Genomic DNA, 25,733 nt, shown 5'->3' on the forward strand with positions numbered 1-25,733 from the left:
TATCTCATACTGGCAGGATCTGTGCATTATATTGCACTCAGCAGGAAGGGCAAGCCGGTGTCAGCAGCAAAAAAATCCTTTATTTCCGCCGTGGTTCCGCAAATCAGGCTGCCGGAAGCGGTGTTGATTTTCATCACCATGATCTGGGGCGGCACCTTTTTGGCGGTGCATCACGCGATGCAGGTCAGCGGGCCGTTCTTTTTCGTCGGTCTGCGTTTCGCCACCGCGACGCTGGCGCTGACCCTGTTTTCGCTGCGCGTGTTGCGCGGCCTGACCCTGTATGAACTGAAGGCGGGCGGGCTGATTGGGCTGGCGATTATGTTTGGTTACAGTATGCAAACCGTCGGCCTGCAGAGCATCACCAGCAGCCAATCGGCGTTTATCACCGCCATGTACGTGCCGATCGTGCCACTGTTGCAATGGCTGGTGCTGGGGCGGTTCCCCGGCATCATGTCGTGGATCGGCATTCTGTTGGCCTTTACCGGCCTGATGCTGCTGGCGGCGCCGAGCAGCACCGACATGACGCTGAGCCTCGGCGAAATTCTGACGCTGGCCGGCACCCTGGGGATGGCGGCAGAGATCATTCTGATCGGCGCCTTCGCCGGTAAGGTGAATATCCGCCGGGTGACCATCGTGCAGCTGGCGACCGCCTCGCTGACCTCATTTTTAATGATGGCGCCGACCGGCGAGTCCCCGCCGCCGTATTCGGATTATCTGCTGTACAGCGCCATTGGGCTGGGGCTGGCCAGCGCCTTGATTCAGTTGACCATGAACTGGGCACAGCGCAGCGTTTCGCCGACGCGGGCCACGGTGATTTACGCCGGCGAACCGGTCTGGGCCGGCATCGTCGGGCGGTTGGCCGGCGAGCGTTTGCCGGGCGTGGCGTTATTGGGGGGCGCGTTGATCGTGATTGGGGTGGTGGTCAGCGAGCTGCGCGTGCGGCGCAAGGATAAAGCGGCGGTGGCGACGGAAGCGGATTAGCGCGGAGGCTTAGAAAGAAGAAAGGGGCGGAGATATCCGCCCCTTTTTGCATCACGCGGTTTTCTTCTTGCGCAGGAACACGTAAGACAGGCCGAGCACGATGAACCACAGCGGGGTGACGATCAACGCCTGGCGGGTGTCTTCGCGCAGCGACAGCAGCACCAGCACGAACACGAAGAACGCCATGCACACCCAGCACATCAGTTTGCCGGCCGGCATCTTGTAGATCGATTTCTGGTGCAGCGCCGGGCGCTGTTTACGGTAGACCAGATACGAGCACAGGATGATGGTCCAGACGAACATGAACAGAATCGCCGATACGGTGGTCACCAGGGTGAAGACCGTCATCACGTTCGGGATCAGGTAAATCAGCACCACGCCGCCCAGCAGGCAGATGCAGGAGAAGGTGAGGCCGTTGGCCGGCACCGCGCGCTTGGACAGATTGGCGAACGATTTTGGCGCGTCGCCCTCCTGCGCCAATCCGAACAGCATGCGGCTGGTGGAGAACACGCCGCTGTTGGCGGAGGAGGCGGCGGAGGTCAGCACCACGAAGTTGATCACGCTGGCCGCGGCAGGCAGGCCGATCAGCACGAACAGTTCAACGAACGGGCTCTTGTCCGGCACCACGGAGCTCCACGGCGTCACCGACATGATGACGATCAGGGAGAACACGTAGAACATGATGATGCGGATCGGAATCGAGTTGATGGCGCGCGGCAGCGATTTCTCCGGATCCTTGGTTTCTGCGGCGGTGGTGCCCACCAGCTCAATGCCGACGAAGGCGAATACCGCAATCTGGAAGCCGGCGAAGAAGCCGCTGATGCCTTTCGGGAACATGCCGCCATCATTCCACAGATGGGTGAATGAGGCCACGGTGCCGGTCGGCGACTGGAACTGCATGGCGATCATCACCAGCCCGGCGACGATCAGCCCGACGATGGCGACGATTTTGATCATCGCAAACCAGAATTCCATTTCGCCGAACATCTTCACCGTCGCCAGGTTAAGGCCGAGCAGCAACAGTACGCACAGCAGCGAAGCGATCCATTGCGACAGCCCGGGGAACCAGAACTGGGCGTAGGCGGTAATCGCCACGACGTCGGCGATGCCGGTGACCACCCAGCAGAACCAGTAGGTCCAGCCGGTGAAGAAACCGGCCCACGGGCCGAGCAGATCTGCAGCGAAATCGCTGAACGATTTGTATTCCAGATTGGACAGCAGCAGCTCGCCCATGGCGCGCATCACGAAGAACAGCATAAAGCCGATGATCATGTACACGAAGATGATCGAAGGGCCGGCCAGGCTGATGGTTTTACCTGAGCCCATAAACAGACCGGTGCCGATGGCGCCGCCGATGGCGATCAGTTGAATATGTCGGTTAGTGAGGTTTCGCCGTAGATGATCTTCTGAAGCGGGCGTCGCGTCAGTCGCTATTTTAGAGTGATCTACCATCTGATGATGTCCTGTTTTACCTGTCATTAGTGAAGTCGCGAGCTCTGAAGTGGCTCTTTTTTATACATTTATCCGGTTGGCCCGGCTTTAGTAAGGTAGTGCAATAACGCCACCTTTGTGCAACATGTTTACAACATTTATACGCGGGATAAAAGTCGATCAATCTTTACACGGAGGAGGCAAATCGGACGTTCAGGGAACGGAAGATTACTCTTCAAAAGGTGGGATTAATAGACCTTATGCGGCTTATCTCGTTGATTAAACAAAGGGTTGTAAAATTCGCATGAGAAAAAGTAATGAGTGTAAGCGTTTGACAGCGGCATTGGCGAGGAGGACAATTTATCTCGTTGGGTCGTTAGCTCAGTCGGTAGAGCAGTTGACTCTTAATCAATTGGTCACAGGTTCGAACCCTGTACGACCCACCAACCAAATCAGCGTGTTACGCCCAGGCTTTTCTCCGTTTCTTCCCGCATTGCGCCGTTTTAAGCGCGCATTCTGCAAAAAAATTCGCATTTTTCGACTGATGTTCAGAAAGGTGATCTGGCGCAAACTGCGGTGTTGCACGGCAGTTTATACGGCAAGAGAGGCTGTGCGCTGGCGCAACGTCGGCGCATGGGGCGGTCATTTGCCCAAGAATCTTTCAGGTCAAGATGTGGGGAATAAATGCGCAGCCGACATCAAGATCAGCGCCCAGGCGGCGGCCGAGAGTGCGGCGGTGGCATAGACGCGCCCCAGCGGCAGCTTCAGCATGCCGGCCATCAGCGGTACGGTATAGCGCATTACCGCCAGAAAACGCGAGGCGAACAGCAATGGCAACCCGCGCTTTTGCAGGGCGCGCTGGGCTTTGTGCAGCGGAGCATGAAAACGCGCCGGTAGCCGGCTGCCAAGATCGCGGCGGCATAGCAGCGCGCCGCAGTGGAACGACAAGATCGATCCCAGCGCGGCCCCGAGGGTGATGGCCGCCCAAACGGTGCCGACAGGCAGCGCGTGCTTGCCCGCAACGATGCCCATCAGCAGCGTGACCGAGGCGGGCGGCAGGACGGAGGAAACGAAGATCACGGATTTACCCAGCGCAAACAGGAAAATCAGCAGCAGCAACATCTCCGGCTCCGGGCTGTATTTGGCGATAATGTGCGTCAATTCATCCATTTAACACCTGTGGGCGAGGAGGCTGAATGCCAGTGTCCCATCCGCAGGTTCAATAATGGCTAAATAACGCGCCGCTATCCGGCAATCTTTGCGTCTTGCTTGCTCACGTCGGCGCGCCGGTTTTTGAGCGCCCACAACAGCGCGGCGCACAGCAGTGCAAAGGCGGCCAGCACCAGCGGCCCGGCATGCGGGCTGTGAAAACGCTGTTCCGCCTCGGTGCGGATAAGCGGGGCTAAAAAGCTGAACGCCGCGCCGAGCGTGGTGCAAAAGCCGATGCCGGCCGCCAGCGCCGGGCCGGTGAGCACCTGAGCGGGAAACGTCCAGAAAATCGGCTGTACCGCCAGGAAACTGACTGCACAACAGCTCAGTGCGGCGATAGCGAGCAAAGGACCGGCATAGGAAGAGACCACCAGCCCTAACGCCGCCGCGACCATGCAGGCGACGGCGATCGGTAGTCTTCTGGCGGTGTTTCTGTCGGCAAAGCGCGGCAGGAAATAGACGCCCAGCGCAGAGAACGCCCAGGGAATGGCGGCCACCAGCGAGGCCTTGAAGCCGAGATGGGTGCCCATCAGCGAGGCGACCTGCGAAGGCAGGAAAAACATCAGGCCGTACACGCCGATCTGCAGGGTGCCGTAGATCAACGCCAGATGCCAAACTTTGCCGCTTCTCATCGCTGCTTTGACGCTGCTGGTTTCGGTCTGCTGCTGTTCGGCGGCCAACTGTGCGACCAGCGCCGTGCGTTCTTCCTCAGTCAGAAAGCGGGCCTGCTGCGGGCTATCGTCGAGATAGAAAAAGGCGAAGACGCCGAGGGCGACGGCCGGCAACCCTTCCAGCACGAACATCCAGAACCAGCCGGGCTTACCCAGTACGCCGTGCATCTCCAGCAATGCCCCCGACAGCGGGGAGCCGAGCGTCAGGGCCGCCGGCACGCCGAGCACGAAAATGCCAATGACCGAGGCGCGCACCTTATTGGGAAAATAGATCGACGCCAGCAGCAGGATGCCGGGGTAAAAGCCGGCTTCGGCGATCCCCAGCAGAAACCGCAGGGCGATAAACTGCTGTTCGTTGGTCACGAGCCCGGTGCAGGCCGACAGCGCCCCCCACAGCGCGGTGGTGGCGCTGAGCCAGCGTTTGGCGCCCCAGCGGTTCATCAGTAGGTTGGCCGGGATGCCGAACAATGCATAGGCGGCAAAAAATATCCCCGCGCCGAGCGCAAAGGCGGATTGGGATAGCGCGATATCGATAGCCATCGCGTCCTTGGCAAAGCCGACGTTAACCCTGTCGATAAAGGCGACAAAGTACATGGCGAACATCAATGGCACCAGCCTGCGCCAGGTTTTGCGAATGGCGACGTTGAGTGCAGGAGCGGCATAGGTGGCGTGATTCACTGGCGTTAACCTCTCTTCTGAGAATGACAAGCGTCGGTCACAGGACCGTCCTGATGCCGTTGCCCTCAACACGACGGTAACCACGTTTTCTCTTCGCGATCCTTAAAGGCCTAAAGGACTAATGGTCAGGCCTTTAAGGGCGAAAAAAACGCCGCGTATCGGGTCGGCAAGTTGATACAGACATCACCATGGTGAATGGTGTGTTGCTTTTTTGTTAACCAGAAGTTCACACAGGGCCAGGGTAGGTTCAAGCGCTTTGCGCGAGATCTGTGTGCGCTATCACCGAATTGGGAATCCGGTGGTAGGCCTGGAGTAGGGCGCTTTCATCTCGGGAATGAGGACGATAAAGTGCAGCACGGCAAAACAGAATGCAGGAGAGCAACATGCTGAAGGTCATCGCTGAAGATTTTATCCACCCGGAACACATTGAAACCGTTATGCCATGGTATCGCGAGCTGGTGGATAAAACCCGGCAGGAACCTTTGTGCATCAGTTATGAGCTGTGTATCGACCAGCAGGACCCCGGGCATTTTATTTTTATCGAAAGCTGGCCGGATCGCGCCGCCCTGGATGTGCATTGCCAGACTGAGCATTTCACCCGGCTGGTGCCACAGATCAACCAGCATCAGCGCAAGCCTTGCACCTTCCTGTTTATGCAGGTATTTCCTGGTTTGAACGGCGACTAGATGAAAAAAGCCCCGCAGGGGGGCGGGGCTAATGGCTTCTCAATGCATCTTGTAATGGTTAATAAATAACCTTATTGCTTGAGGCATGCTCTGAGAATGCTCCTAAATGCATTCATTCTATGAATGATTATGCGCTGTGACCTCGCTGGCATTTTTGATTTCGCGCAACATACGGCGGCGTATCAGCCCGCTGACCAGGCGAATAGTATACCAGTAGGGGGTGAACCGCCGTCGGCTGGCGTCGTCGGGGCAGAAGATGCGCGTTTCCGTTACCAGGCGGCAGCGGCCGTCCGGCAAAGGATTCACGACGTAACCCAACGCCAGTTTGGCGACGCCGGGCTGAGCGAAGGCCAGAAACCCCGGCCCGTCGGCGACTTCCTCCAGACCGTATTCGGCCTGCCAAAAGCGGCCGATCAGGCCATAGACCAGCGCCGTTTCATCCCGCTCAAGCAGGCAAAAGTTATGCAGGCCAAACGGCGGTGGGCTGGGCTTATCGCGTGGCATCAGCCGCGCGGGCAATTCGCGCAGCGCTATCATGCTGCGGAAGAAGCGATCGTGCTTGGGATCGTAAGCGGCCACGGCCGCCAGGATCCGGACCGGCGGTGCGGCGATGGTGATGGCATGCCGCTCCGAGAACTGGTATTGCCCAAGGTATTTATTCAGCAGCGCCATGCTTTGCATTCTCCCGCCATTCGCTTTGCAGCAGAGCGAAACCGAATTCGTCGCCCCACGCGCCTTTAAAAAACACGTTTTGCCGCCAATGGGCCTCGCGCCGAAAACCCAGTTTGCCGAACAGCGCGGCGGCGGGAAGATTACGCGCGTCCACTACCGCGGTAATGCGGTGCTTCGCCAGCGGCCCGAACAGCAGGGCGATGACGGCGTTCAGCGCCTCGCGCGCCATCCCTTGCCGCTGATGGCTGGGCGCGAAGGTCACGCCCAGTTCAGCCTGGCGCCCCGCATCGAAGAAATGTACCGCGACATCGCCGAGCAACGCGCCGTCCTCGCGGCGCTCGACCGCCAGTTGAAACCAGCTGTCGTCACGGTTGAACTCGAGCCGCTGCTGCCGTTCGAAAAAGGCCTGCGCATCGGCCGCGCTGTAGTCGCTCCAGCTCTGATAGCGCGCCACGTCAGGATGGCTGCGGTAAGCGGTAAAATGGGGCAGATCGTCGGGCGTGAACGGGCGCAGGATCAGCCTGGGGGTCAGCAGAGGCAAAGGGCGCATTGTTTTTCCTTATCAGCGCATTAGGGCTACCGGCAGTGTAGCCCAGCGCCGAGAGGTGGGCTGCGTAAAATGAGCTGTGGCGGAAAAGCGGAAATGCCGGTTCAGGCGAACCGGCAGGGGGATTATCGGCGGGCGGCAGCCTGACGCAGGCGCTCGACCGGGCCTTGTTGAAAATCGAATGAGGGAGCTTCCTGTCGTGCCAGCCCCTGGCGCACGATGGCCTTAACCGTTTGGCTGGCGGCAAGATCTTTTCCGGCGATCTGTTCGGCGATGCGCAGTGCTTCTTCCCGGGCCGTTCCCTCGCTGATACGGGAAATGGCACCGTGTGATAACGCCTCCTGCGCATCGACGATTCTGCCGGTCAGCAGCCAGTCGAGTGCGACATAGGGAGAAACTCGCGCCGGCAAGCGCGCGCACCCGCCTTGTGCGGCGACCAATCCGAGCCCGGTTTCGGGGAAGCTGAAGCGTGCGCCCTGGCCGGCGACGATCAGATCGCAGGCCAGGGCGAGCTCAAAGCCACCTCCGTAAGCGATGCCATCAACGGCGGCGATGATCACCTTGGCGATCTGTGCATGGATCAGCCCGCCAAACCCCTCCGGCGTGACAATGGGCAGTTCACCCTGATGAAAGGCGTTGATATCCATGCCGGCGGAAAATACCGCCGGTTGACCGGCCAGGACGATCGCGCGCACCGAGTCATCGTTATCTGCCTGCCGCAGGTAGGTGCGGATCAGCTCGGCCATCTGCAGGTTGATGGCGTTCTTTTTTTCCGGCCGATTGAGGGTGATGACCGCAACCAGCTCGCCATGGCGCTCATAAAGCACCGGGAGGGCTTCATTCATTGTTGGTCTCTCCCCGGAAAAACAGCAGCGTCAGCAGCAGGGCGATGGCGCCGAGCGGCAGCGAAAACAGCGGCAGGTAATGGGCCGGCAGTGCGTAGAGCGTCAGGCCGCCCAGCATGCCGCCCGCCGCGATGCCGGCGTACAGCACCGAGCTGTTGAGCGACACGGTCAGTGCGCCAAAGCGTTTCGACAGCGACAACAGGTGATGTTGGATCGGCACCAGATACATCCAGCCGGTAATGCCCCAGACCAGGAAGATGGCCAGTACCCACCAGGGGGAAGTGACATAAAAGGCCAGCAGAAACAGGGACAGCGTCTGGAGCGCCACGGAAAATAGCAGCACAAACTTGCTGCCGAGGGCATCGGTTAACGCACCGGAGGCAAAATTGCCGATCACCGCGCCAATGCCGAACACCAGCAGCGCGAGGGGCAGAATCGCCTGCGGGCCGAACTGGGTGTTTTTCAGCAAGACGCTGACGTAGCTATAGACGATGTGTTCCGAGCAAACGGCAAAAAAGGTGATCAGCAGCGTAGTCAGCACCGCCTTTTGCCGCAGCGGGGCGAGCCGCTCTTTCAGCGAATGCTTGCCCGGTGGCGCAATGGCGCGCAGCGCCAGCGAAAGGCCCAGCAGCGCAATTGCCCCCAACAGGGCGATGAACAGGAATATTTCACGCCAGCCGATCAGTTTGGCGAGAAAGGTACCGAATGGAATACCGAGCGCAATAGCCAACGTCATGCCCCCATAGACGATGGAAATGGCCAGGCCGCGGCGTTTTTCCGCCACCAGCCCCACTGCGGCGGCGGCGGCCTGCGGCGTGTAACAGGCTGCACCCAATGCGGCCAGCACTCTGCCGAACGAGATCTGCAGGTAGCTGGTGGCCCAGGCGCAGGCCAAATTGCCGGCGATGAACAGCACCAGCGCCAACTGTAGGATATGCTTGCGGTTGACGTTGCCGAGCAGCCAGGCGGTCAGTGGCGCGAACAGCATATAAGCCAGCGCGAATACCGATATCAACTGCCCCGCTTGCGCGGGGCTGACGGCAAAGGTATCGGAAATGTCACTGAGCACGCCGGCGACGATAAAGGCGTCGGTGCCGATGGCGAACGTGCCGGTCGCCATTAGACAGAGCGTGACCAGATGGCCGTTATAATCCGCTAACTTCATCCTGCCCTCCGCAGATCGTTCGCTGCCCAGACCCGTCCCAGCGCCGCCAGGAACGTCTCCACGTCGGCATGGGAGTGCGCCGAGGTTGGCGTTACCCGCAGCCGCTCGCTGCCTGCGGGCACCGTCGGCGCATTGACCGGCTGCACGTAAATATCATGCTCATCGAGCAGTACTTTGCTGATGTGTTTGTTGCGGTGCGGATCGCCGACCCGCAGCGGCAGGATATGGCTGTCGGCCGACACCAGCGGAATGCCGGCGGCGCGCAGGCCGGTTTTCAGGTGATCGACGATCGCCAGCAGGTGCTTGCGCTGGGTGTCATGCTCGAGGTTGTATTTAAAACTGGCTAGCGCGGCGGCCACCACCGGCGCCGGTGACGAGGTGCTGAAGACGAATGCCGGGGCCCAGCTGCGCACCGCCTCCACCACCGAGCGGGGGGCGGCGATATAGCCGCCCGCCGCACCGTAAGACTTGCCGAAACCGCCCTGAATAATGGTGATTTTATCCAGCAGGCCCAGCTGTTCGGCGTAGCCCAGCCCTCGTTCGCCATAGACGCCGGCGGAGTGGATCTCGTCGAGATAGGTCAGCGCCTGATACTGTTCCGCCAGCGCCACGATCTGTGCCAAGGGAGCGAAGTCACCGTCCATGGAATACAGCGACTCGAAGGCGATCAGCTTTGGCCGCGCCGGATCGGCGGCCTGCAGCAGCTCGGCGAGGTGTGCCACATCGTTGTGGCGGAAGATCTTTTTCTCCGCCTTGCTGTAGCGGATACCGTAAATCATCGAGGCGTGATTCAGCTCGTCGGAGAATACGATCAGATCGGGAATGGCGTCGCACAGGGTGGACAAGGTGGCGTCGTTGGCGCCGAAACCGGTAGTGAACAGCAGAGCCGATTCTTTGCCGTAAGCGCTGGCCAGCAGCGTTTCCAGCTCGCTGTGGTAGACCGAGGTGCCGGAAATGCTGCGGGCGCCGCAGGTGCCCAACCCGACCCGGTTAACCGCTTCGGTGGTGGCCAGCAGCACTTTGGGGTGGTGGCTCATCGCCAGATAGTCGTTCGAGCACCAGACGTTGAGACGGCGCTCACCTTGGTGTCCGTGGCTGGTGGCCCAGGGTTTGTCCTGTACGCCGCGTTCAAGGTTGAGGAACTCGCGAAAACGCCCCTGTTTTTTGGTTTCCGCCAGCTTTTCTTCAAGAATGTTCAGTACGCTCATAGCATATTCCTTGTGTTAAACGGCTTTAAGGTTTAGTGACAGACCCTGGCCGACGCCGACGCACATCGTCACCAATGCGTTGCTCGCCTGTCGGTCGCGTAATTCCAGCGCCGCCGACAGCACCAGGCGCGCACCGGACATCCCCAACGGATGACCGAGCGCGATGGCGCCGCCGTTCGGGTTAACCCGCGCGTCGTTGGCGTCGATACGCCAGTGTTTCAGCGCCGCTAGGACCTGTGAGGCGAACGCTTCGTTAATCTCGATGATGTCGAAGTCGTTCAAGGTGAACCCGCCGCGCTGCAGTAAGCGCTCGGTGGAGGCGATCGGCCCCAGCCCCATCAGCGCCGGTTCAACCCCGGCGGCCGTGCTGTCGCCGATCTCCGCCAGAGGTTGCCACCCCTGACGCTTCACGTAGCGCCCGGAAGCCAGCAGCAGCACGGCGGCGCCGTCGTTGATGCCGGAAGCGTTGCCTGCCGTGACTGTACCGCCGGCGGAGAACGCCGGTTTCAGCGTCTGCAACTGTTGCAGCGTGCTGAGCCGGGGAAACTCGTCCTGCGCGAATATGCGGGTCGTTTTACGATCCGCCGGCACGTCTATGGGCGTGATTTCCCGTGCCAGCCGGCCGCTGTCGATCGCCCGGCGAGCCTTTTGCTGCGAGGCCAGCGCGAACAGATCCTGTTCCTCGCGTGAGATATGCTGCCGTTGAGCCACGTTTTCTGCCGTGATGCCGAGCGGATCGCTGCCGTAGCGCTCCGCCAGCCGCGGATTAACAAAGCGCCATCCCAGCGTGGTGTCGTACAGCTTTACCCCCTTATCGAACGGCGTTTCGCTCTTGCTCAGCACATAGGGCGCGCGGCTCATGCTTTCCACGCCGCCGGCCAGAATCAGTTCGCTAAGGCCGCTGCGGATTTTTGCCGCGGCGTAGATCACGGCATCCAACCCGGAGGCGCAAAGGCGGTTGAGGGTGATGGCCGGCACCGACGGATCCAGTCCGGCAAGCAGCGCCGCCATGCGGGCGACATTGCGGTTGTCCTCGCCGGCCTGGTTGGCGCAGCCCAGAACCACTTCGTCCAGGCTCGTTTCCGCCGCCGGATGGCGCTGCAGCAGACTGCGAATGATCGTTGCCGCCATGTCGTCGGGGCGGGTATGCGCCAGGCTGCCACCATAGGTGCCGATCGCCGTGCGCGTGCCGTCGATCAGATAAACGCCGTCATCTTGAATGCTCATCATTAATCCTTATGGCGTGGTCGTCAGCGCCGGTTGCGCGGCGTGCAGAAGGGTGTAATGCGGCGCATAGCGCGCCGCGTGCAGCAACTGCGCCAGGTTGCTCAGCGTCGTCCTGACGTTTTTCTCCCCCAGGCTATCGAGCCAGCCGAAAATGCCGTCGGCGTAGTTAACGCCGGCGACGGCGGCGACATCGATGTCTTCCCGGCTGCAGACGCCGCTTTCCACCATGATCACCGACTCGTTGATTAGGCTGCTGAGGACGCGGGCGACGATCAAGGCCGGGGAATCCTTGATAAATTCAACCTGCGGGATTGCCGTGTGCAGCAGGCGTAAGAACAGCGCTTTATTGGCCCCAGAGGCGTGGCGGCTGTGCGCTGCCACCAGATACGCCGTGTCGGCGTAATTCAGGGCAACATCGACCACAAAGGCATCCGCCGCCGTCTGCTCGGCCAGCTGGTTTGCCGTGCGGCCATCGGTGATGCTGATGGTGAAAGCGTCATTGATCCGGACGGCCGGCCCCAGGCCCGGTAATGCCGGCCGTTGTTCCACGCGCAGCCGTGGCCACTGAAGCGCGGCCCGCTGTTGTAACAGGGTAAAAAAAGGGTGTTCGCCGTAAACGTGCAGCGTCTCAATGTCTGCATCGGTGGCGGCCATCACCGGCGGGGCGTTTTCTTCGACGGCAAAATAGGAGCGGCCGTTCTTTTTTCCCAATAGACCGGCATCGACCAGCGAACGCTGCAGGTGGCCGGGGGTATAGCGCGCGTCGTATTGCATGTCCTGCCAGATTTGCCGACTGACCTGATAGTTGATGTCCTGACCGATAAAATCGGTCAGTTCGAGTGGCCCCATACGAAAGTGCCCACCGGCCTTGAGGGCACGGTCGATCTGCGGCGCGCGCGCCACGTGTTCTTCCAATAGTCGGAACCCTTCCAGGTAGTAGGGGCGGGCCATGCGGTTGACGATAAACCCCGGCGTGGCCTGGCAGACGACGTCACGTTTCCCCAACGCGGCCACCAGCTGGCGGCAACGCTCCGTGGTGGCGTATGCAGTACAGTAGGCCGGGATGATTTCAATCAGTTTCATCAGCGGCGCGGGGTTGAAAAAGTGCAAACCGATAAACCGCTCGCTGTGCGTCACCGCGGTTGCCAGCTTATTTAGCGACAGTGAGGAGGTATTGGTGGCGATCAGCGTGTCGGGCTTGACTGCAGCGGCGATGGTCGCCAGCACCTCAAGTTTGGTTTGCTCTTGCTCGGCGATGGTTTCTATCACCAGCTCGCTGTCGGCAATGGTCTCAAATACCGAGGTGAACACCAGATTGGCCAACACCGCGCCTTTATCCTGCAGCGCGATCTTGCCCTGTTCGACTTTCTTGTTCAGGTCTAGCTCGATATAGTCGCGAGCCTGACTGAGGGTATTGCCGTTGCGATTATAAAGCACCGTGCGAATGCCTTTTTGCGCGAAAAGATAAGCGATGCCTCTGCCCATCGTTCCCGCGCCGATAATCGCAGCCGACTGAATTGCCGCATTACTTTCTGCCATAGAAAATCCCCGTCACTGTATGCCATGCGAAATTCGCAAATGCTTATTATCTCTTTGGATTTACGGCGGCACTGGGTGCCTGTCTGGAAAGTAATTGGCGGTGTCCCGGCTGTCTAACGGTAGAAATGACAGGTTTACGTGCCGAGGAGATTATGCTATTCGCGCAGTTTTCCAATTCGGTGCAATAAAAGGCTTATTTTAAAGGGAATAGCTGTTTTCGTTATAGCGTTGGTATTTTTTATTATATGAAACGGCTACTGGCGCCGGGCGACGATATTCTATAGTGAGTCTGACCTATCGATAAATCGGCATCGCTATCTGGAGAACCTGCGTTATGGATACCCGCACTCAACGGCTCATGGCGGAGGTGATTGGCAGCCTGGCCGATCGCGAATGCTTTCTGACGCAGCTGGAGCCCTGCGCCGAGGCGCTGGGGTTTGATTATTTCTCCTACATCGTGTTTTCCTGTTATCCGGCCAGCCGCCCCAAGATGCTGATCGAAGGGAATTTTTCAGCGAACTATCTCGAGGATTATCGGCGGCAGCGGGTGTATTTGCAGGATCCGGTTATTGAGCGCGCTCACCATTCCACGCTGCAGTTCCAGTGGGACGAAAGCTTTTATCACGAGCGGCCGACGCTTTGGCGGCATATGGCGCAATTCGGCCTGTGCGCAGGTTGGTCGCAGTCGGTTAAGGATTGCTATGGCCGGCTGGGGATCCTGACGTTTGCCGGCAGGGCGTTGCCGGAGCAAACGCCGCAAGCGCGGGCGGCAAATGAAACCTTTTTCCTTTGGCTAGCGCAAACCGCTCATAAAACGCTGCGGGAAGCTTTGATATCGGTGAACGACGACGCGATAAAATATGTGCTGACGCTGCGCGAAAAAGACATCTTGCGCTGGTGCAGCGAAGGGAAAACGGCGGAAGAGATTGCGCTGCTGATGGGAGTAAGCGAACGCACAGTCAATTTCCATATAGGCAACTCGATTAAAAAACTTTCTGTCGCTAATAAGACCGCCGCCACCGCCAAAGCGGTTTATTTGCAGCTGATTTAATCTCGAGTACTAAATAATTAATCGCCTATCCGTTATTGGTGTGATGTTTATATTTTGTTAAATTAAGAACTATCCTTATCAGTATTTACCCCCGATCACAAAAGCGTGATAAAGCGATTCACCGCGCCCGAGCGCGGCAGTATTCTGTAGGCACCCGGTTTACATAGAAAGGACGTGATATGTACAAGACTATTTTGGTGCCGATCGATATTGAAGAGGACCTGTTGACCGAACATGCGCTGAAGCATGTGGAATATTTGGCGAAGATGTCCGGCGCTAAAGTGCATTTCTTCCATGCGCTGCCGGATGCCTCGGCTTTTGTGACTGCCTATTCGTTCGGTCTCAAGGAATTTGAGAATCAGGCGGAAGTGAAGGCGGTCGAGAAGCTGAAGAAAATCATGTCGGAAATCGATCTGCCGTTGGATCGCCTCAATTACACCGTCAGCTTCGGCTCTGCGCGCGATCAGGCGCTGGAGCTGGCGGAAGAGATCGACGCTGATCTGATCATCATCGGTTCGCGCCGCCCGAGCGTGAAAACCTATTTGCTGGGGTCTAACGCTGCCGCTATCGTTCGCCATGCCAATATTTCGGTGATGGTCGTCAGATAATCCGTCTTAAGCCCACCGTTTTCGGGCGCGTTCTGCGGTTGCCGGTCGGCTGCAGAGCGTGCCTGGCGTTTTATTGCCATCTCAGCCTGAGCTGCTACGATTTTAGCTGACGTTTTTATGCCAACCGGGGCACCGGCCTTGCGCATATTCTTCATTTCAGCCAGAAGAGGGGCAGCTATGCCATTAGAAGTCGATGGGATCATCAGAGGCGATAGGGGCAGTGAACCGAACCGTTGGCAACATGCATCAACCAAACCGCATATCACGCTGACCTGGCATCACACCATTCCCTGGAACTGTTTACGTAATGTCTGGAATGGTCTGGTCGCGGGGCAGCATTGGGACGCGCTGGACGAGTTTATGAACCTGATCGGTGTGCCAAACCGCGCCGAGGTGCTCAAACAGATCAAGAATAAAAACCTGCAGGATCGCGATGGATTACACACTTTGGTGACCTGGCAAGGATGGAATATCGTCGAGGGGCCGGGTAATGAATATCGTGCGCAGGGGGACGATCCCGGTGAAAATTTCGACGGTTGGTCGGGTAATGGCATGAGCACTAATCAGCGAGCGACGCAGCAGCAGGTCAACGTGCTATATCGGGTGATGGAGCCGTTGGGAAACCGTGCGCTGGACGCCGCCAGACAGGCGCCGAACATTACTGCAGAAGAAGCGAGCGTCTTGCAACGGACGATTAAACAGACCCGCCCAACGTTGCGAGGAAAGGAACCGATCCGGTGGCAAGAGGACATGTGGCATCAGGTGCAGCCGGGTAAAGAGGCGAAACACTTCGCCCGCTGGGATACCAAACCGGTATGGCGCAAGCGCCTGCACAGCGATCTGGCTCAGGCAGGATAAGTCTTTCCCCGCGCCGGATTGCCGGCGCGGGGGCATCAATTCGGCGCTAATCGCACAGCGCCACTATTTCGTCGTACAACGTCCTGGGGATCTCTACGCCGTCTTGTTCGCTCTGGCGCCGCTGTCGATAACGGCGTTCGCCTGGGATGCGTGCGCCTTGCGCCTGCATATCGGCAAACATCGCCTCTGCGTTGGCGAAATATTTCTCCTGATCCGCACCGAGAAAACGTTCGGGATCCAACGCGATGATCAGCTCACCGCCGTAAGGCGACGAACCGGTGCCGTCGTCGTAGGCCAGCGACTCTTTGCTGGTCATATCGCCGATCAGCGGCCCAGCCAATAATTCAACCATCGCCGCCAGCGCCGAGCCCTTGTGCCCGCCGAAGGTCAGCATAGCGCCCTCCAATACGCTGGCGGCATCGGTGGACGGATTGCCTGCCTTATCAATGCCCCAGCCTTCAGGCAGCGGGGTGCCTGCGCGGCGATGTAATTCGATTTCGCCGCGCGCCGCAGCGCTGGTGGCCATGTCGAACAAAAACGGTGGCCGATTCGGGCGCGGCCAGCCGAAGGCGATGGGGTTGGTGCCGAACAGCGGGCGTGAACCGCCGGCCGGCGTCACCCAAGCGTGGCTCGGCGTGCAGGCTAAGGCCACCAACCCCTGCTCGGTCAACGGCTCGATGTCGGCCCACAGCGCGGAGAAGTGCACGCAGCGGTTGATCGCCAGCGCGGCGATGCCGTTGGCGCGCACCTTCTCGACAAAGGCCGGCAGAGCGGTGCGGTAGGCCAGCAGAGAAAACGCGCCGCCGGCATCGGTGCGCAAGATAGCCGGCGCCTGGTCGAACAGCCTGGGTATCGCATCGGCGGAAACCTTGCCTGCCTGCAGCGATCGCACGCAGCCCAAGAGCCGGTACAACCCGTGCGAAGCGCAGCCGTCGCGCTCACCCTGGGTGACATTTTGCGCCACCGCCTCGGCATGCGCTTGATTGAAACCGTTGCTGCGCAGTGCGCGCAACGCCAGTTGATAAGCCTGTTCCAGCGACAGAACGTGCATGGATGTCATTTTAATGTCCTCCCTGGGTTCATTCTTCTTCATCGCCGATAAAATTGGCCTGGGGTAAACAGGTATAGGCGCCCCAGTAGTAAACCGCCAGCGCAATCACCGCCATGGTAAGGGTGTCCCACGGGTGGGCAATGGCGCCGATGCCGCCGAAGCTGCTGAGGTAGGAGAGTGCGATCACCAGCGCATAGAAGACGATCAGCCACAGCGAGGACCAAATTTGCTGCCGGAGGCTAACGGCGTGGGTCGGCACCTGATTTTTGAACAGGATGTAGATGAAGAACATCAGGATCTGCAAACCGAGCAGCCAGGAGACGGTATCCCAGCCGGACCAGAAGACGATCAGCGCCGAAATGATAAACGACAACGGGCCGAGCACGCAGAAGGCGCGCACCCGGAACGGACGCGGCATATTGGGCGCATTGCGCCGCAGCCCGGCGGCAGTGACCGGGGCGATGGCGTAACTCAGTACCAGCGCGGCGGACACCACGCCGATCAGTTTTTCCCACGACGGGAACGGCAGCGTCCAGAATACCGAAAGGGCGAAGGTCAGCCACAGCGCCGGGCGGGGAATACCGGACTCGCCATCCACCCGGGTGAACAGTTTGAAGAAGGTGCCGGCGCGCGCCCAGCCGTAGATCACGCGAGGCGTGGCGTTCATATAGATGTTGCCGGTGCCGCTCGGCGAAACGATCGCATCGCTGACCACCAGAAATGCCAGCCATCCCATGCCCAGCGTGATGGCGATGTCGCGGAACGGCAGGGAGAACTGTTGGCTGATGCCGGCCCAGCCGCCGCTCAGCATCTCGCTGGGGATACTGCCGAGAAACGCTATCTGTAGCAGCACATAGATGATAGTGGACAGTACCACCGACAGGATCAGCGCGATGGGAATGGTGCGCTGCGGCCTTTGCACCTCGCTGGCGACCGAAATGATCGGCGTCAAGCCGAGGTAGGCGAAGATGATGCCACCGGCGGAAATGGCGGCTTCAACTCCGGCGGAACCGAAGGGAGCAAAGCCCTGGCTGTGCAGGTTTTCCGGTTTGAAAAAGCTGAACAACACCACGATCACCAGCAGCGGCACCAGAAATTTCAGCACGCTGATCAGGTTATTGGATTTGGCGAAGGTTTTGACGCTGTAGTAGTTAAGCGCGAAGAAAAAGCACAGCAGCGCCAGCTGCGCCAGCCAGCCGATCGGCGTCGGGTCGCCGGACCCAGGCTGGCTGAGGAACGGGAACCAGGCGGCGGCGTATTGCCGGGCGGCGACGACTTCGATGGCGATCAGGCTGGAGAAGGCGATCAGCGTGATAAACCCCAGCAGATAACCCATCAATTCGCCGTGCGAGAACACCGGATAGCGAATGATGCCGCCGGCGCGCGGCAGGGCGGCGCCCAACTCGCAGTAAACGATGCCGAGCAGCAGCACCGCCAGGCCGCCGATCAGCCAGGAATAGATACCGGCCGGGCCGGCGATGGAGGAGACATGGCTGGCGGCGAATAGCCAACCGGAGCCGAAGATGGCGCCCAGACCGATGAACGTCAGATCGGTGAGCGTAAGCTGCTTCTTGAATTTGCCTTGGGTTGTCATAGTATTACCCTTTTGTTATTGAGTGGCAGGCAGATGCGGCCGGGCTAATTTTGGGCAGGTGAAACTAGGGGATCTCGGGTGAAAACGCCGTTCACCAGCCGCAGCAGATTGAGCGGGTTGGCGTCCTGCAGCGGTGGCGGCAACAGCGCCGCTGGCGTGTTTTGTAAACAGACCGGCCGCAGGAAACGTTCGATGGCCAACGTACCTACCGAGGTGCCACGTGCGTCGCTGGTTGCCGGATAGGGGCCGCCGTGCACCATCGCGTCGCACACTTCTACCCCGGTCGGATATCCGTTGAACAGCACCCGGCCGGCTTTGCGCGCCAACAGCGTCGTCAGCCCGGCGGCCATATCGAGATCGTCGTCGTCTGCCAGCAGCGTGGCGGTTAACTGGCCTTGCAATGCCACCAGCGCCGCATGCAGCTGTGTTTCGTTATCCACCGCCACCAGGATGCTGGCCGGGCCGAAGACCTCCTGTTGCAGCAGCGGATCGGCCTGCAGCAGCAGTGCCTCCTCCGCTTGATACAGCCGTGCCGTCGCCCGATGAGGGGGCGTTTCGCTGCGGCCCGCCAGACGGTGCATACCGGGGTGCGCATCGAGGGCCGCCAGCCCGTGGCGGTAGTGCTCCAGCGTGCCGGTATTCAGCATCGGTTGCGGCTCGGCGGCGTTGACCAAGGTGCTCATCGTTTCGGCCAGCCGATCGAAGGCGGCGCCGCGCAGCGCGACGATCACGCCGGGCTTGGTGCAGAACTGACCGCAGCCGAGAGTAAAGGAAGAGACCAGTTCCTGCGCGATGTGCTGCCCGCGTCGCGCCAACGCCTGTGGCAGGATCACTACCGGGTTGATGCTCGACATTTCGGCGAAGACCGGGATAGGTTGAGGGCGTTGCATCGCCAGGTCGAAGAGCGCTCGGCCGCCTTGCAGCGAGCCGGTGAATCCCACGGCCTGAATCGCCGGATGTTGTACCAGGTCGGCTCCCACGCGGTTGCCGAAGATCATGTTGAAAACGCCGGCGGGCATCCCCGTGCGTTCCCGTGCGCGCTCGATCGCCTGAGCGGTCAGCTCGGCGGTGATCATATGGCCGCTGTGCGCCTTGAACACGACTGGGCAGCCGGCGGCGAGCGCGGCGGCGGTATCGCCACCCGCGGTGGAGAACGCCAGCGGGAAGTTGCTGGCGCCGAATACCGCCACCGGGCCGAGCGCCATGCGATATTGACGTAGATCGGGGCGCGGCAGGGGGGAGCGCTGCGGCAGCGCACAGTCGATGCGCACGCCCTCGACGTCGCCGCGCCGCAGCAGCGTAGCGAACAGCCGCATCTGGCCGCTGGTTCTGGCGCGTTCGCCGCTCAACCGCACCGGCGGCAAGGCGGTTTCCTGCATGGCGAAGACGAAGAAAGCCTCATCCAACGCGTCTAACTCCTCGGCAATGGCGTCGAGAAAGTTCGCGCGTTGTTCCGCGCTGAGCTGCGAATAGGGTGCAAAGGCCGCGGCGGCAGCTTCTGCGGCGGCGGCGGTTTCTGCCGCCGTGGCCTGATGGAAGCGGTAGCCGGTCGGCTCACCGTCGTCGGCGCGCAGGCTGAGCAGCGCCGCTTCCCCTGCGGCGCGGCGCTGGCCGCCGATAAATTGTTGGCCGTTGATGGCGGCGTAGCGATCGTTGGGCATCGGTTCCCCCCGGTAGAGAAAGCATGACGCCCGGCATGGCCGGGCGATGAAGGCGTTACAGGCCGACGTTCGGCAGCGCAGGGCAAGTGGCCAGCGCTTTATCGATCACGGCGTTGATCTCGGTGAGCGTCTCGCCCTGCAGCGCCAGGCGCGGCGGACGAGTGACGGCGCTGCCGCGACCGACCCGCTGTTCGCAGAGTTTGATGCACTGCACCAGATCGGGGCGGGCATCGAGGTGCAGCAGTGGCATAAACCAGCTGTACAGCGCCAAGGCTTCCTCATAGCGTTTTTCCTTCGCCAGCCGGAACAGCGTTTCTCCTTCGCGCGGGAAGGCATTGGACATGCCGGAGATCCAACCTTGCGCACCAACGGCGAGGCTTTCCAGCACCACATCGTCCAACCCGGCAAACAGCACGAAGCGATCGCCGACTTCGTTGCGCAGATCGATAAAGCGGCGGGTGTCGCCCGAAGAGTCTTTGAAGCACACGATATTTTCGCAGTCGACCAGCGAGGTCAGGATATCGGGCGTGACGTCATTTTTGTAAATGGGAGGATTGTTGTAGACCATGATCGGCAGATCGGTCGCGCCGGCGACGCTGCGGAAGTGCGCGGCAGTTTCGTGCGGCTTGGCGGAGTAGACCAGCGCCGGCATCACCATAATCCCGTCGACGCCTGCCTTTTGCGCTTCACGCGCCATGTTCTGCGCGAAGGCGGTGGTGAACTCGGCGATGCCGGCGATCACCGGAACTTTACCGTCGGCGGCGTCTCTTGCCACTTCGATCACCGCCAGCTTCTCTTGCACCGTCATCGAGGTGTTTTCACCGACGGTGCCGCACACCACCAGGCCGGAGACGCCGTCACGCACCAGGTTTTTGATCACCGTATGGGTGGCGTCGAGGTCCAGAGAGAAATCGTTGCGGAACTGGGTCGTCACCGCCGGGAATACGCCGCTCCAGCTTATGGCTTTATGGCTCATCGTGTTTGTCCTGTCGTCCGAAAGTGTTAATGAAAAGTGAATCTTTGGTAAGGCTCACCGACAGATTGACCGGTATTGCGCAGGGAGGCTTGACGCTTTTCGCCGATTGCCGCGACGAAATTGGCACAATGGCGCCGACAAGCGGGCGTGAAAAAACAGGCGCGGTGGCCGCCGTGAAAAGAGGGGGTTAACCAGATAAATCAGCGCATTAAACGGAAAGCGTCAGGCGGAAATCGCGCGGCGTAGAGCCGGTCATCGCTTTGAATTGACGGCTGAAGGCACTGTGATCGGTATAGCCGCACAGCAGCGCGATGTCGGTGATCGGCAGATCGCCGGCCAGCAGTTCCGTGGCCTTTTCCAACCGCACTTTGTGGATCATCTGGCGCGGGGTGAGGTGGAATATACGTTTGCAGTAGCGTTCGATCTGCGCCACCGACAAGCCGGTCAGCGCCGTCAGCTCCTCAAGCGCGATCGGTCGGGCGTAGTGGCGGCGGATGTGCACGTCGATCGCCGCCAGCCGTTGGTAGGCCGGGTGATTAGCCCTGGCTTCCTGCAGATCGTGCGAAATACCCGCCATACCGATGATTTTTCCCTGTGCGTCATACAGCGCCAGCTTTTGCGTCAGGCACCAGCCGGTTTCGCGGCCGTTGTACAGGTGCATCTCGAGCTGATCCTGAATCAGCACGCCGTGGCGCAATACCCGCAGATCTTGTTCGGTATAGCCGGATCCGAGCTGAGCGGGAAAAACGTCGGCGGAGGTCTTGCCCAGCAGCGGCGTGACGGTTTTGAAACCGCAGCGCCTGGCCAGCGTCAGGTTGGCCAGCAGGTAGCGGGCCTGGGCGTCTTTGATAAAGAACACCACGTTGGGGATCGCGTTCAGCAACGGTGCAATCAGCGCCAGCGTATTCAGCAGATCGCGCAGGTTGTTCGGGCGCTGCTGCGCCAGCCCGTCGCACAGGCGCGACAGATGCTCAATGGCAAAAACGTCTTCCTGCTCCGGCAACCCCGCTAGCGAAGGCGGCGAGAGAGAAACCTGAGGCTGGTGGTCTGAAGTGGATCGCATAGCAGTCCCTTTTCGTCGTTAGCCGAAAAAACAGGCGGCCAGGTTGGCGCATTCGCATCAATATTAACTTTTTTGTAACGAATCAAGCGCTATTTCCGGTCGCCTGCCAAATATGCGGATTGCCGCATACTTTTGCCGGGCGATGCGTGGCGGTTGCTTGAAAACTGCGGCGTTTCTCGCCACGCGGAGGTTTAGCATGAAAGTAACGCCATGATAAATAAGTTATTGTTATGGTGTTCGTTAAGGGCGTCCCCGTGACGCGTCAGGCCTGACTTTTGTCACTGTGCTGATTTCTTCATTTGCCGCGCCGAAACGCATCAAGCCGTTATGGCCACATTCGTTCAGGCTAACGCCATTGGTAACATCTCATTAACCCAGGAGACGCCGATGGCACTTTCTGCGCATATCACCGCTTTGCGGGCGATCGATTCTCATACCGGCGGAGAGCCGACCCGCCTGATCGTGGAAGGCTTTCCCGATCTTGGCGAGGGCAGCATGGCGGAACGGCGGGCGCGTTTCGCGCAACATTATGACGATTGGCGCTGTGCGGTGATGCTCGAGCCGCGCGGTAACGACGTGTTGGTGGGGGCGTTGCTGTGCCGCCCCTGTTCGCCACAGGCCACCGCCGGTGTGATCTTCTTTAACAACAGCGGCTACCTGGGCATGTGCGGTCACGGCACTATCGGTCTGATCGCTTCGCTGGCGCACCTGGGGCGCATCCACGCCGGGCGTCACCTGATAGAGACCCCGGTCGGCCCGGTAAACGCCACGCTGCACGAGGACGGCAGCGTCACGGTGGAGAACGTGACGGCTTATCGTTACCGCCGCCAGGTGCGGCTTGAGGTGGCGGGTTACGGGCCGGTGACGGGTGACATCGCCTGGGGCGGCAATTGGTTCTTCCTGATCGGCGAGTCGCCGTTGCCCATCGATAAACAAAATCTGGAGGCGTTGACCGCGTTCACCTGGGCGGTGCGGCAGACGTTGGAGCAGGCGGGCATCTGCGGTGAAGACGGCGGGGTGATAGACCATATCGAACTGTTCGGTGACGATCCGCAGGCCGACAGCCGCAGCTTCGTGTTGTGCCCCGGCAAAGCCTATGATCGCTCCCCGTGCGGCACCGGCACCAGCGCCAAATTGGCGTGTCTGGCGGCGGACGGCAAACTGCCGCCGGACACGCAGTGGCGGCAGGCCAGCGTGATCGGCAGCGAATTTCAGGCCTACTATCGCCGGAATGGCGATCGCATAACCCCCTTTATTCGCGGGCAGGCCTATGTGTGTGCCGATAGCCAACTGCTGCTCGACGAACGCGATCCCTTTGTCTGGGGAATACGCTGATGGGCGTCGGGCGGAAAGTCGATGTCATCGTGATCGGCGCTGGCATCATCGGCGCCGCCTGCGCCTGGCGGCTGGCGCGAGAAGGGTATTGCGTCTCGGTGGTGGACGATGGCCGCGCCGGCGCCACGGCCGCCGGCATGGGGCATCTGGTGTGCATGGACGACAACCCGGCCGAGCTGGCGTTGAGCGCTTATTCGTTGCGGTTATGGCGAGAGGTGACGGGGCGCATGCCGCAAGCGTGTGCCTGGCGCGGCTGCGGAACGCTATGGCTGGCGGATAAAACGGATGAAATGGCCATCGCCGAGCAAAAGCGGGTGCGATTGGCTGAGCAGGGCGTGGCTGCAGAGCTGCTGACGGCGGAGCAGATCGCCGCCATGGAACCGATGCTGAGGCACGGCCTGACCGGTGGGCTGCGGGTGCCGGGCGACGGCATTCTGTATGCGCCGCTCGCGGCTCGCTGGCTGTTGGCCGACGGCGGAGCGGCGATCGACGTGGTGCATGGCGAAGCGTCAGCGCTGGAAGAGGAGGCGGTGCGGCTGACGGACGGCAGGCGCCTGGCGGCGCCGGTGGTGGTCTTGGCCTGCGGCCTTAGGGCCAATGGTCTATTGCCGCAGACTTTGCTGCACGCCAAGAAGGGGCATTTGGCGATCACCGATCGTTACCCGCCGCGGGTGCGGCATCAGCTGGTAGAGTTGGGGTATGGCGCCAGCGCGCATGCCAGCAACGGCACGTCGGTGGCATTCAATGTGCAGGCTCGGCCCACCGGGCAATGGTTGATCGGTTCTTCCCGTCAGTTCGACGCCGTCGATTTGGCGTTGGATATGCCGCTACTGGCGGCGATGCTCACGCGCGCTCAGCATTTCTTGCCCGCGCTGGCGCAGATGAACATCATTCGCTGCTGGACCGGGCTGCGCGCCGCTTCCGCCGACGGGCTGCCGCTGTTGGGCATGCATCCGCGGCATTCATGGCTGTGGCTGGCGTTGGGGCACGAGGGATTGGGCGTCACGACTGCTCTCGGCAGCGCCGCCCTGATTACTGCGCAGATCGGCCGGCAAACGCCGGAGATTGACGATACCCCGTATTTGGCGGCGCGGGCGTTTGCCGCCGAGGAGCTGCCGATATGAATGAAAGGCAAAGTATGCTCACGTTGAGCATCGATGGTGAGCTCTGCCGAGTGCCGGTAGGCATCAGCGTTGCCGCGGCGCTCAGCCTGTGCGGCGAGGATCGTTGCCGATTGTCGATTTCACACCAGCCGCGCGCGCCATTTTGCGGTATGGGAATTTGTCAGGAGTGTCGGGTGACCATTAACGGGCTGCGTCGCCTGGCGTGCCAGACGTTGTGCCAAGCCGGCATGCGCATTGAGAGGAGCGATGATGAGTAACTTCGACTGTGAGGTACTGATCGTCGGTGCCGGGCCGGCCGGCATGGCGGCGGCGCTGGCCGCGGCGGAAAGTGGTGGTCAGGTGCGAATGATTGATGATAATCCGCATCCCGGCGGGCAAATCTGGCGCGACGGCCCGCAGGTGGCTTTGTCTGAATCGGCGAACCGCTATCGGCAGGCGATAGCGACGAGGGAAAATATTGCGCTACAGTCCGGCTGCAAGCTGGTGGCGCAGTGCGGCGCTGGCCGATTGGCGTATGAAGACGCCGAAGGCTGCGGCGTGATTCGCTATCAAAAACTGATTTTATGCAATGGCGCGCGTGAACTGCTGCTGCCGTTTCCCGGCTGGACGCTGCCGGGGGTGACCGGCGCCGGTGGCCTACAGGCGCAAATCAAGCAGGGGCTGACGATCCACGGTGAGCGAGTGGTGATAGCCGGCAGTGGTCCGCTGTTGCTAGCGGTGGCAAACAGCGTGAAACAGGCCGGCGGCGAGGTAGTGCTGGTGGCGGAACAGGCGCCGCTTTGGCGATTGGCGGCGTTCGCCGGTGGCCTGTGGCGCTGGCCGGCCAAGCTGCGCCAGGCGTTTTCTCTGATGCCGCGTCGTTACTGTGCCGGCAGTCGAGTACCGGCGGCGTTGGGGCAAGAACGTTTAACCTCGGTGCGCGTCAATAGCGGCGGGAAGGAGAGAACGATCGCTTGTGACAGGTTGGCCTGTGGTTTTGGTCTGGTGGCGAACATTGAGTTGGCGATGCTGTTGGGGTGTAGGATCGAGCAAGACGCCGTGGCGGTAGATCATTGGCAGCAAACCAGCCAGGCGCACATTTATGCTGCCGGGGAGTGTACCGGCATCGGCGGCAGTGAACTGGCGCTCATCGAAGGCGCTATCGCCGGTTATGCCGCCATCGGGCAGAAGTCAAAAGCCGACTCCCTGGCGGCGCAGCGGCGGCAGTGGAGGCGTTTCGCCACGGCGGTGGCAAGCACCTTTGCACTCGATGAACGTCTGAGTTCGCTAGCCAACCCGCAGACGCTACTGTGCCGCTGCGAAGATGTCACGCTGGAACAGGTGCGCCATCAGCCAGATTGGAACACGGCCAAGCTGAGCAGCCGTTGTGGCATGGGGGCTTGCCAGGGCAAAATCTGTGCGACGGCGGCGAGGCAGCTTTTGGGCTGGCCTTTATCGCCACCGCGTGTGCCTTTAACGCCGGTCAGAGCGGAAACGCTGGTTGCGCTGGGCCTGAGTTGCAGTGATGACGGCAACTGAGTGGTTAGTGGCATTTACCTCAGGCAAATGGCACC

General features: G+C 60.5%; 25 protein-coding genes and 1 tRNA gene. 11 read left to right on the forward strand and 15 right to left on the reverse strand.

Annotated features, from left to right (window positions below):
- The first annotated feature begins 57 nt into the window (after positions 1-57).
- Positions 58-981: a DMT family transporter gene (locus tag ACJ8HT_RS10835; protein ID WP_169318244.1), complete on the forward strand. Its 924-nt coding sequence runs from the start codon at positions 58-60 to the stop codon at positions 979-981.
- A gap of 51 nt (positions 982-1,032) precedes the next feature.
- On the opposite strand, the gene cycA is transcribed toward ACJ8HT_RS10835, so the two are convergent.
- Entirely contained in the window at positions 1,033-2,433 is a 1,401-nt protein-coding gene (cycA, locus tag ACJ8HT_RS10840) for a D-serine/D-alanine/glycine transporter (protein ID WP_197652030.1), read from the reverse strand.
- Between the two features lie 349 nt (positions 2,434-2,782).
- On the opposite strand from cycA, the gene ACJ8HT_RS10845 reads away from it, so the two are divergent.
- Positions 2,783-2,858: transfer RNA gene (locus ACJ8HT_RS10845), tRNA-Lys, on the forward strand.
- Positions 2,859-3,078: 220 nt separating this feature from the next.
- Here ACJ8HT_RS10845 and ACJ8HT_RS10850 read toward each other — a convergent pair.
- Together ACJ8HT_RS10850 and ACJ8HT_RS10855 are read right to left on the reverse strand one after the other, a co-directional pair.
- Positions 3,079-3,582: a DedA family protein gene (locus ACJ8HT_RS10850; RefSeq protein ID WP_197652029.1), complete on the reverse strand. Its 504-nt coding sequence runs from the start codon at positions 3,580-3,582 to the stop codon at positions 3,079-3,081.
- Between the two features lie 74 nt (positions 3,583-3,656).
- Positions 3,657-4,970, reverse strand: a complete 1,314-nt coding sequence (locus ACJ8HT_RS10855) for an MFS transporter (RefSeq protein WP_110157635.1) — start codon at positions 4,968-4,970, stop codon at positions 3,657-3,659.
- Positions 4,971-5,353: 383 nt separating this feature from the next.
- Here ACJ8HT_RS10855 and ACJ8HT_RS10860 point away from each other — a divergent pair, with 383 nt between their 5' ends.
- Entirely contained in the window at positions 5,354-5,656 is a 303-nt protein-coding gene (locus tag ACJ8HT_RS10860; RefSeq protein ID WP_197652028.1) for a putative quinol monooxygenase, read from the forward strand.
- Positions 5,657-5,773: 117 nt separating this feature from the next.
- On the opposite strand, the gene ACJ8HT_RS10865 is transcribed toward ACJ8HT_RS10860, so the two are convergent.
- The 7 genes from ACJ8HT_RS10865 to ACJ8HT_RS10895 all read right to left on the reverse strand — a co-directional run bounded on the left by ACJ8HT_RS10865 (position 5,774) and on the right by ACJ8HT_RS10895 (position 12,859).
- Positions 5,774-6,328, reverse strand: coding sequence for a hypothetical protein (locus ACJ8HT_RS10865; RefSeq protein WP_197652027.1), 555 nt, complete (start codon positions 6,326-6,328; stop codon positions 5,774-5,776).
- Positions 6,312-6,878, reverse strand: a complete 567-nt coding sequence (locus tag ACJ8HT_RS10870) for a GNAT family N-acetyltransferase (protein ID WP_194572770.1) — start codon at positions 6,876-6,878, stop codon at positions 6,312-6,314. Before ACJ8HT_RS10870 ends, ACJ8HT_RS10865 begins: the two co-directional genes overlap by 17 nt.
- 122 nt (positions 6,879-7,000) lie before the next feature.
- Positions 7,001-7,720: an enoyl-CoA hydratase/isomerase family protein gene (locus ACJ8HT_RS10875; protein WP_060440243.1), complete on the reverse strand. Its 720-nt coding sequence runs from the start codon at positions 7,718-7,720 to the stop codon at positions 7,001-7,003.
- The gene (locus ACJ8HT_RS10880) at positions 7,713-8,885 is read right to left on the reverse strand and encodes an MFS transporter (RefSeq protein ID WP_038875325.1); all 1,173 of its coding nucleotides are present in this window, start codon (positions 8,883-8,885) and stop codon (positions 7,713-7,715) included. The genes ACJ8HT_RS10875 and ACJ8HT_RS10880 overlap by 8 nt, the downstream gene beginning before the upstream one ends.
- Entirely contained in the window at positions 8,882-10,093 is a 1,212-nt protein-coding gene (gene hemA / locus ACJ8HT_RS10885) for a 5-aminolevulinate synthase (RefSeq protein ID WP_060440242.1), read from the reverse strand. Before hemA ends, ACJ8HT_RS10880 begins: the two co-directional genes overlap by 4 nt.
- A 15-nt stretch (positions 10,094-10,108) precedes the next feature.
- Complete coding sequence (locus tag ACJ8HT_RS10890; protein ID WP_197652026.1) at positions 10,109-11,320, reverse strand: acetyl-CoA C-acyltransferase; 1,212 nt, start codon at positions 11,318-11,320, stop codon at positions 10,109-10,111.
- 9 nt (positions 11,321-11,329) lie between these two features.
- Complete coding sequence (locus ACJ8HT_RS10895) at positions 11,330-12,859, reverse strand: 3-hydroxyacyl-CoA dehydrogenase NAD-binding domain-containing protein (RefSeq protein WP_141958759.1); 1,530 nt, start codon at positions 12,857-12,859, stop codon at positions 11,330-11,332.
- Positions 12,860-13,193: 334 nt separating this feature from the next.
- On the opposite strand from ACJ8HT_RS10895, the gene ACJ8HT_RS10900 reads away from it, so the two are divergent.
- From ACJ8HT_RS10900 to ACJ8HT_RS10910, 3 genes are all read left to right on the forward strand, one after another.
- A complete protein-coding gene (locus tag ACJ8HT_RS10900; RefSeq protein ID WP_197652025.1) occupies positions 13,194-13,910 on the forward strand; it encodes an autoinducer binding domain-containing protein in 717 nt (238 codons plus the stop codon).
- A 179-nt stretch (positions 13,911-14,089) separates the two neighbouring features.
- The gene (locus ACJ8HT_RS10905; protein ID WP_033642623.1) at positions 14,090-14,518 is read left to right on the forward strand and encodes a universal stress protein; all 429 of its coding nucleotides are present in this window, start codon (positions 14,090-14,092) and stop codon (positions 14,516-14,518) included.
- A gap of 177 nt (positions 14,519-14,695) precedes the next feature.
- Positions 14,696-15,376, forward strand: a complete 681-nt coding sequence (locus ACJ8HT_RS10910) for a hypothetical protein (RefSeq protein ID WP_197652024.1) — start codon at positions 14,696-14,698, stop codon at positions 15,374-15,376.
- A gap of 46 nt (positions 15,377-15,422) precedes the next feature.
- Here the strand turns inward: ACJ8HT_RS10910 and ACJ8HT_RS10915 are convergent, their stop codons facing one another.
- The 4 genes from ACJ8HT_RS10915 to ACJ8HT_RS10930 are packed head-to-tail and all read right to left on the reverse strand — an operon-like array spanning position 15,423 to position 20,658.
- Complete coding sequence (locus ACJ8HT_RS10915) at positions 15,423-16,436, reverse strand: Ldh family oxidoreductase (protein WP_197652023.1); 1,014 nt, start codon at positions 16,434-16,436, stop codon at positions 15,423-15,425.
- Positions 16,437-16,455: 19 nt separating this feature from the next.
- Positions 16,456-18,021, reverse strand: coding sequence for an APC family permease (locus ACJ8HT_RS10920; RefSeq protein WP_197652022.1), 1,566 nt, complete (start codon positions 18,019-18,021; stop codon positions 16,456-16,458).
- Between the two features lie 44 nt (positions 18,022-18,065).
- Positions 18,066-19,682: an aldehyde dehydrogenase family protein gene (locus ACJ8HT_RS10925; RefSeq protein WP_197652021.1), complete on the reverse strand. Its 1,617-nt coding sequence runs from the start codon at positions 19,680-19,682 to the stop codon at positions 18,066-18,068.
- Positions 19,683-19,737: 55 nt separating this feature from the next.
- Positions 19,738-20,658, reverse strand: a complete 921-nt coding sequence (locus ACJ8HT_RS10930) for a dihydrodipicolinate synthase family protein (protein ID WP_197652020.1) — start codon at positions 20,656-20,658, stop codon at positions 19,738-19,740.
- Positions 20,659-20,687: 29 nt separating this feature from the next.
- Here ACJ8HT_RS10930 and ACJ8HT_RS10935 point away from each other — a divergent pair, with 29 nt between their 5' ends.
- Entirely contained in the window at positions 20,688-20,849 is a 162-nt protein-coding gene (locus tag ACJ8HT_RS10935) for a hypothetical protein (protein WP_159108343.1), read from the forward strand.
- 17 nt (positions 20,850-20,866) lie between these two features.
- Here ACJ8HT_RS10935 and ACJ8HT_RS10940 read toward each other — a convergent pair whose 3' ends face one another.
- Positions 20,867-21,721: an AraC family transcriptional regulator gene (locus ACJ8HT_RS10940; protein WP_194571689.1), complete on the reverse strand. Its 855-nt coding sequence runs from the start codon at positions 21,719-21,721 to the stop codon at positions 20,867-20,869.
- Between the two features lie 387 nt (positions 21,722-22,108).
- On the opposite strand from ACJ8HT_RS10940, the gene ACJ8HT_RS10945 reads away from it, so the two are divergent.
- Genes ACJ8HT_RS10945 through ACJ8HT_RS10960 form a run of 4 tightly spaced genes read left to right on the forward strand, consistent with a single transcriptional unit; the run spans position 22,109 to position 25,698 of the window.
- The gene (locus ACJ8HT_RS10945; protein WP_194571690.1) at positions 22,109-23,056 is read left to right on the forward strand and encodes a 4-hydroxyproline epimerase; all 948 of its coding nucleotides are present in this window, start codon (positions 22,109-22,111) and stop codon (positions 23,054-23,056) included.
- Positions 23,056-24,180, forward strand: a complete 1,125-nt coding sequence (locus tag ACJ8HT_RS10950) for an NAD(P)/FAD-dependent oxidoreductase (RefSeq protein ID WP_197652019.1) — start codon at positions 23,056-23,058, stop codon at positions 24,178-24,180. Before ACJ8HT_RS10945 ends, ACJ8HT_RS10950 begins: the two co-directional genes overlap by 1 nt.
- Positions 24,177-24,437 (forward strand): (2Fe-2S)-binding protein, encoded by a 261-nt coding sequence (locus ACJ8HT_RS10955; RefSeq protein WP_194571933.1) that lies wholly within the window; start codon positions 24,177-24,179, stop codon positions 24,435-24,437. The genes ACJ8HT_RS10950 and ACJ8HT_RS10955 overlap by 4 nt, the downstream gene beginning before the upstream one ends.
- The gene (locus ACJ8HT_RS10960; RefSeq protein ID WP_194571932.1) at positions 24,430-25,698 is read left to right on the forward strand and encodes an NAD(P)/FAD-dependent oxidoreductase; all 1,269 of its coding nucleotides are present in this window, start codon (positions 24,430-24,432) and stop codon (positions 25,696-25,698) included. Before ACJ8HT_RS10955 ends, ACJ8HT_RS10960 begins: the two co-directional genes overlap by 8 nt.
- The last annotated feature ends 35 nt before the right edge of the window (positions 25,699-25,733 follow it).

Source organism: Serratia sp. CY44782 (genome assembly GCF_052168715.1).
GTDB lineage: Bacteria > Pseudomonadota > Gammaproteobacteria > Enterobacterales > Enterobacteriaceae > Serratia > Serratia nevei.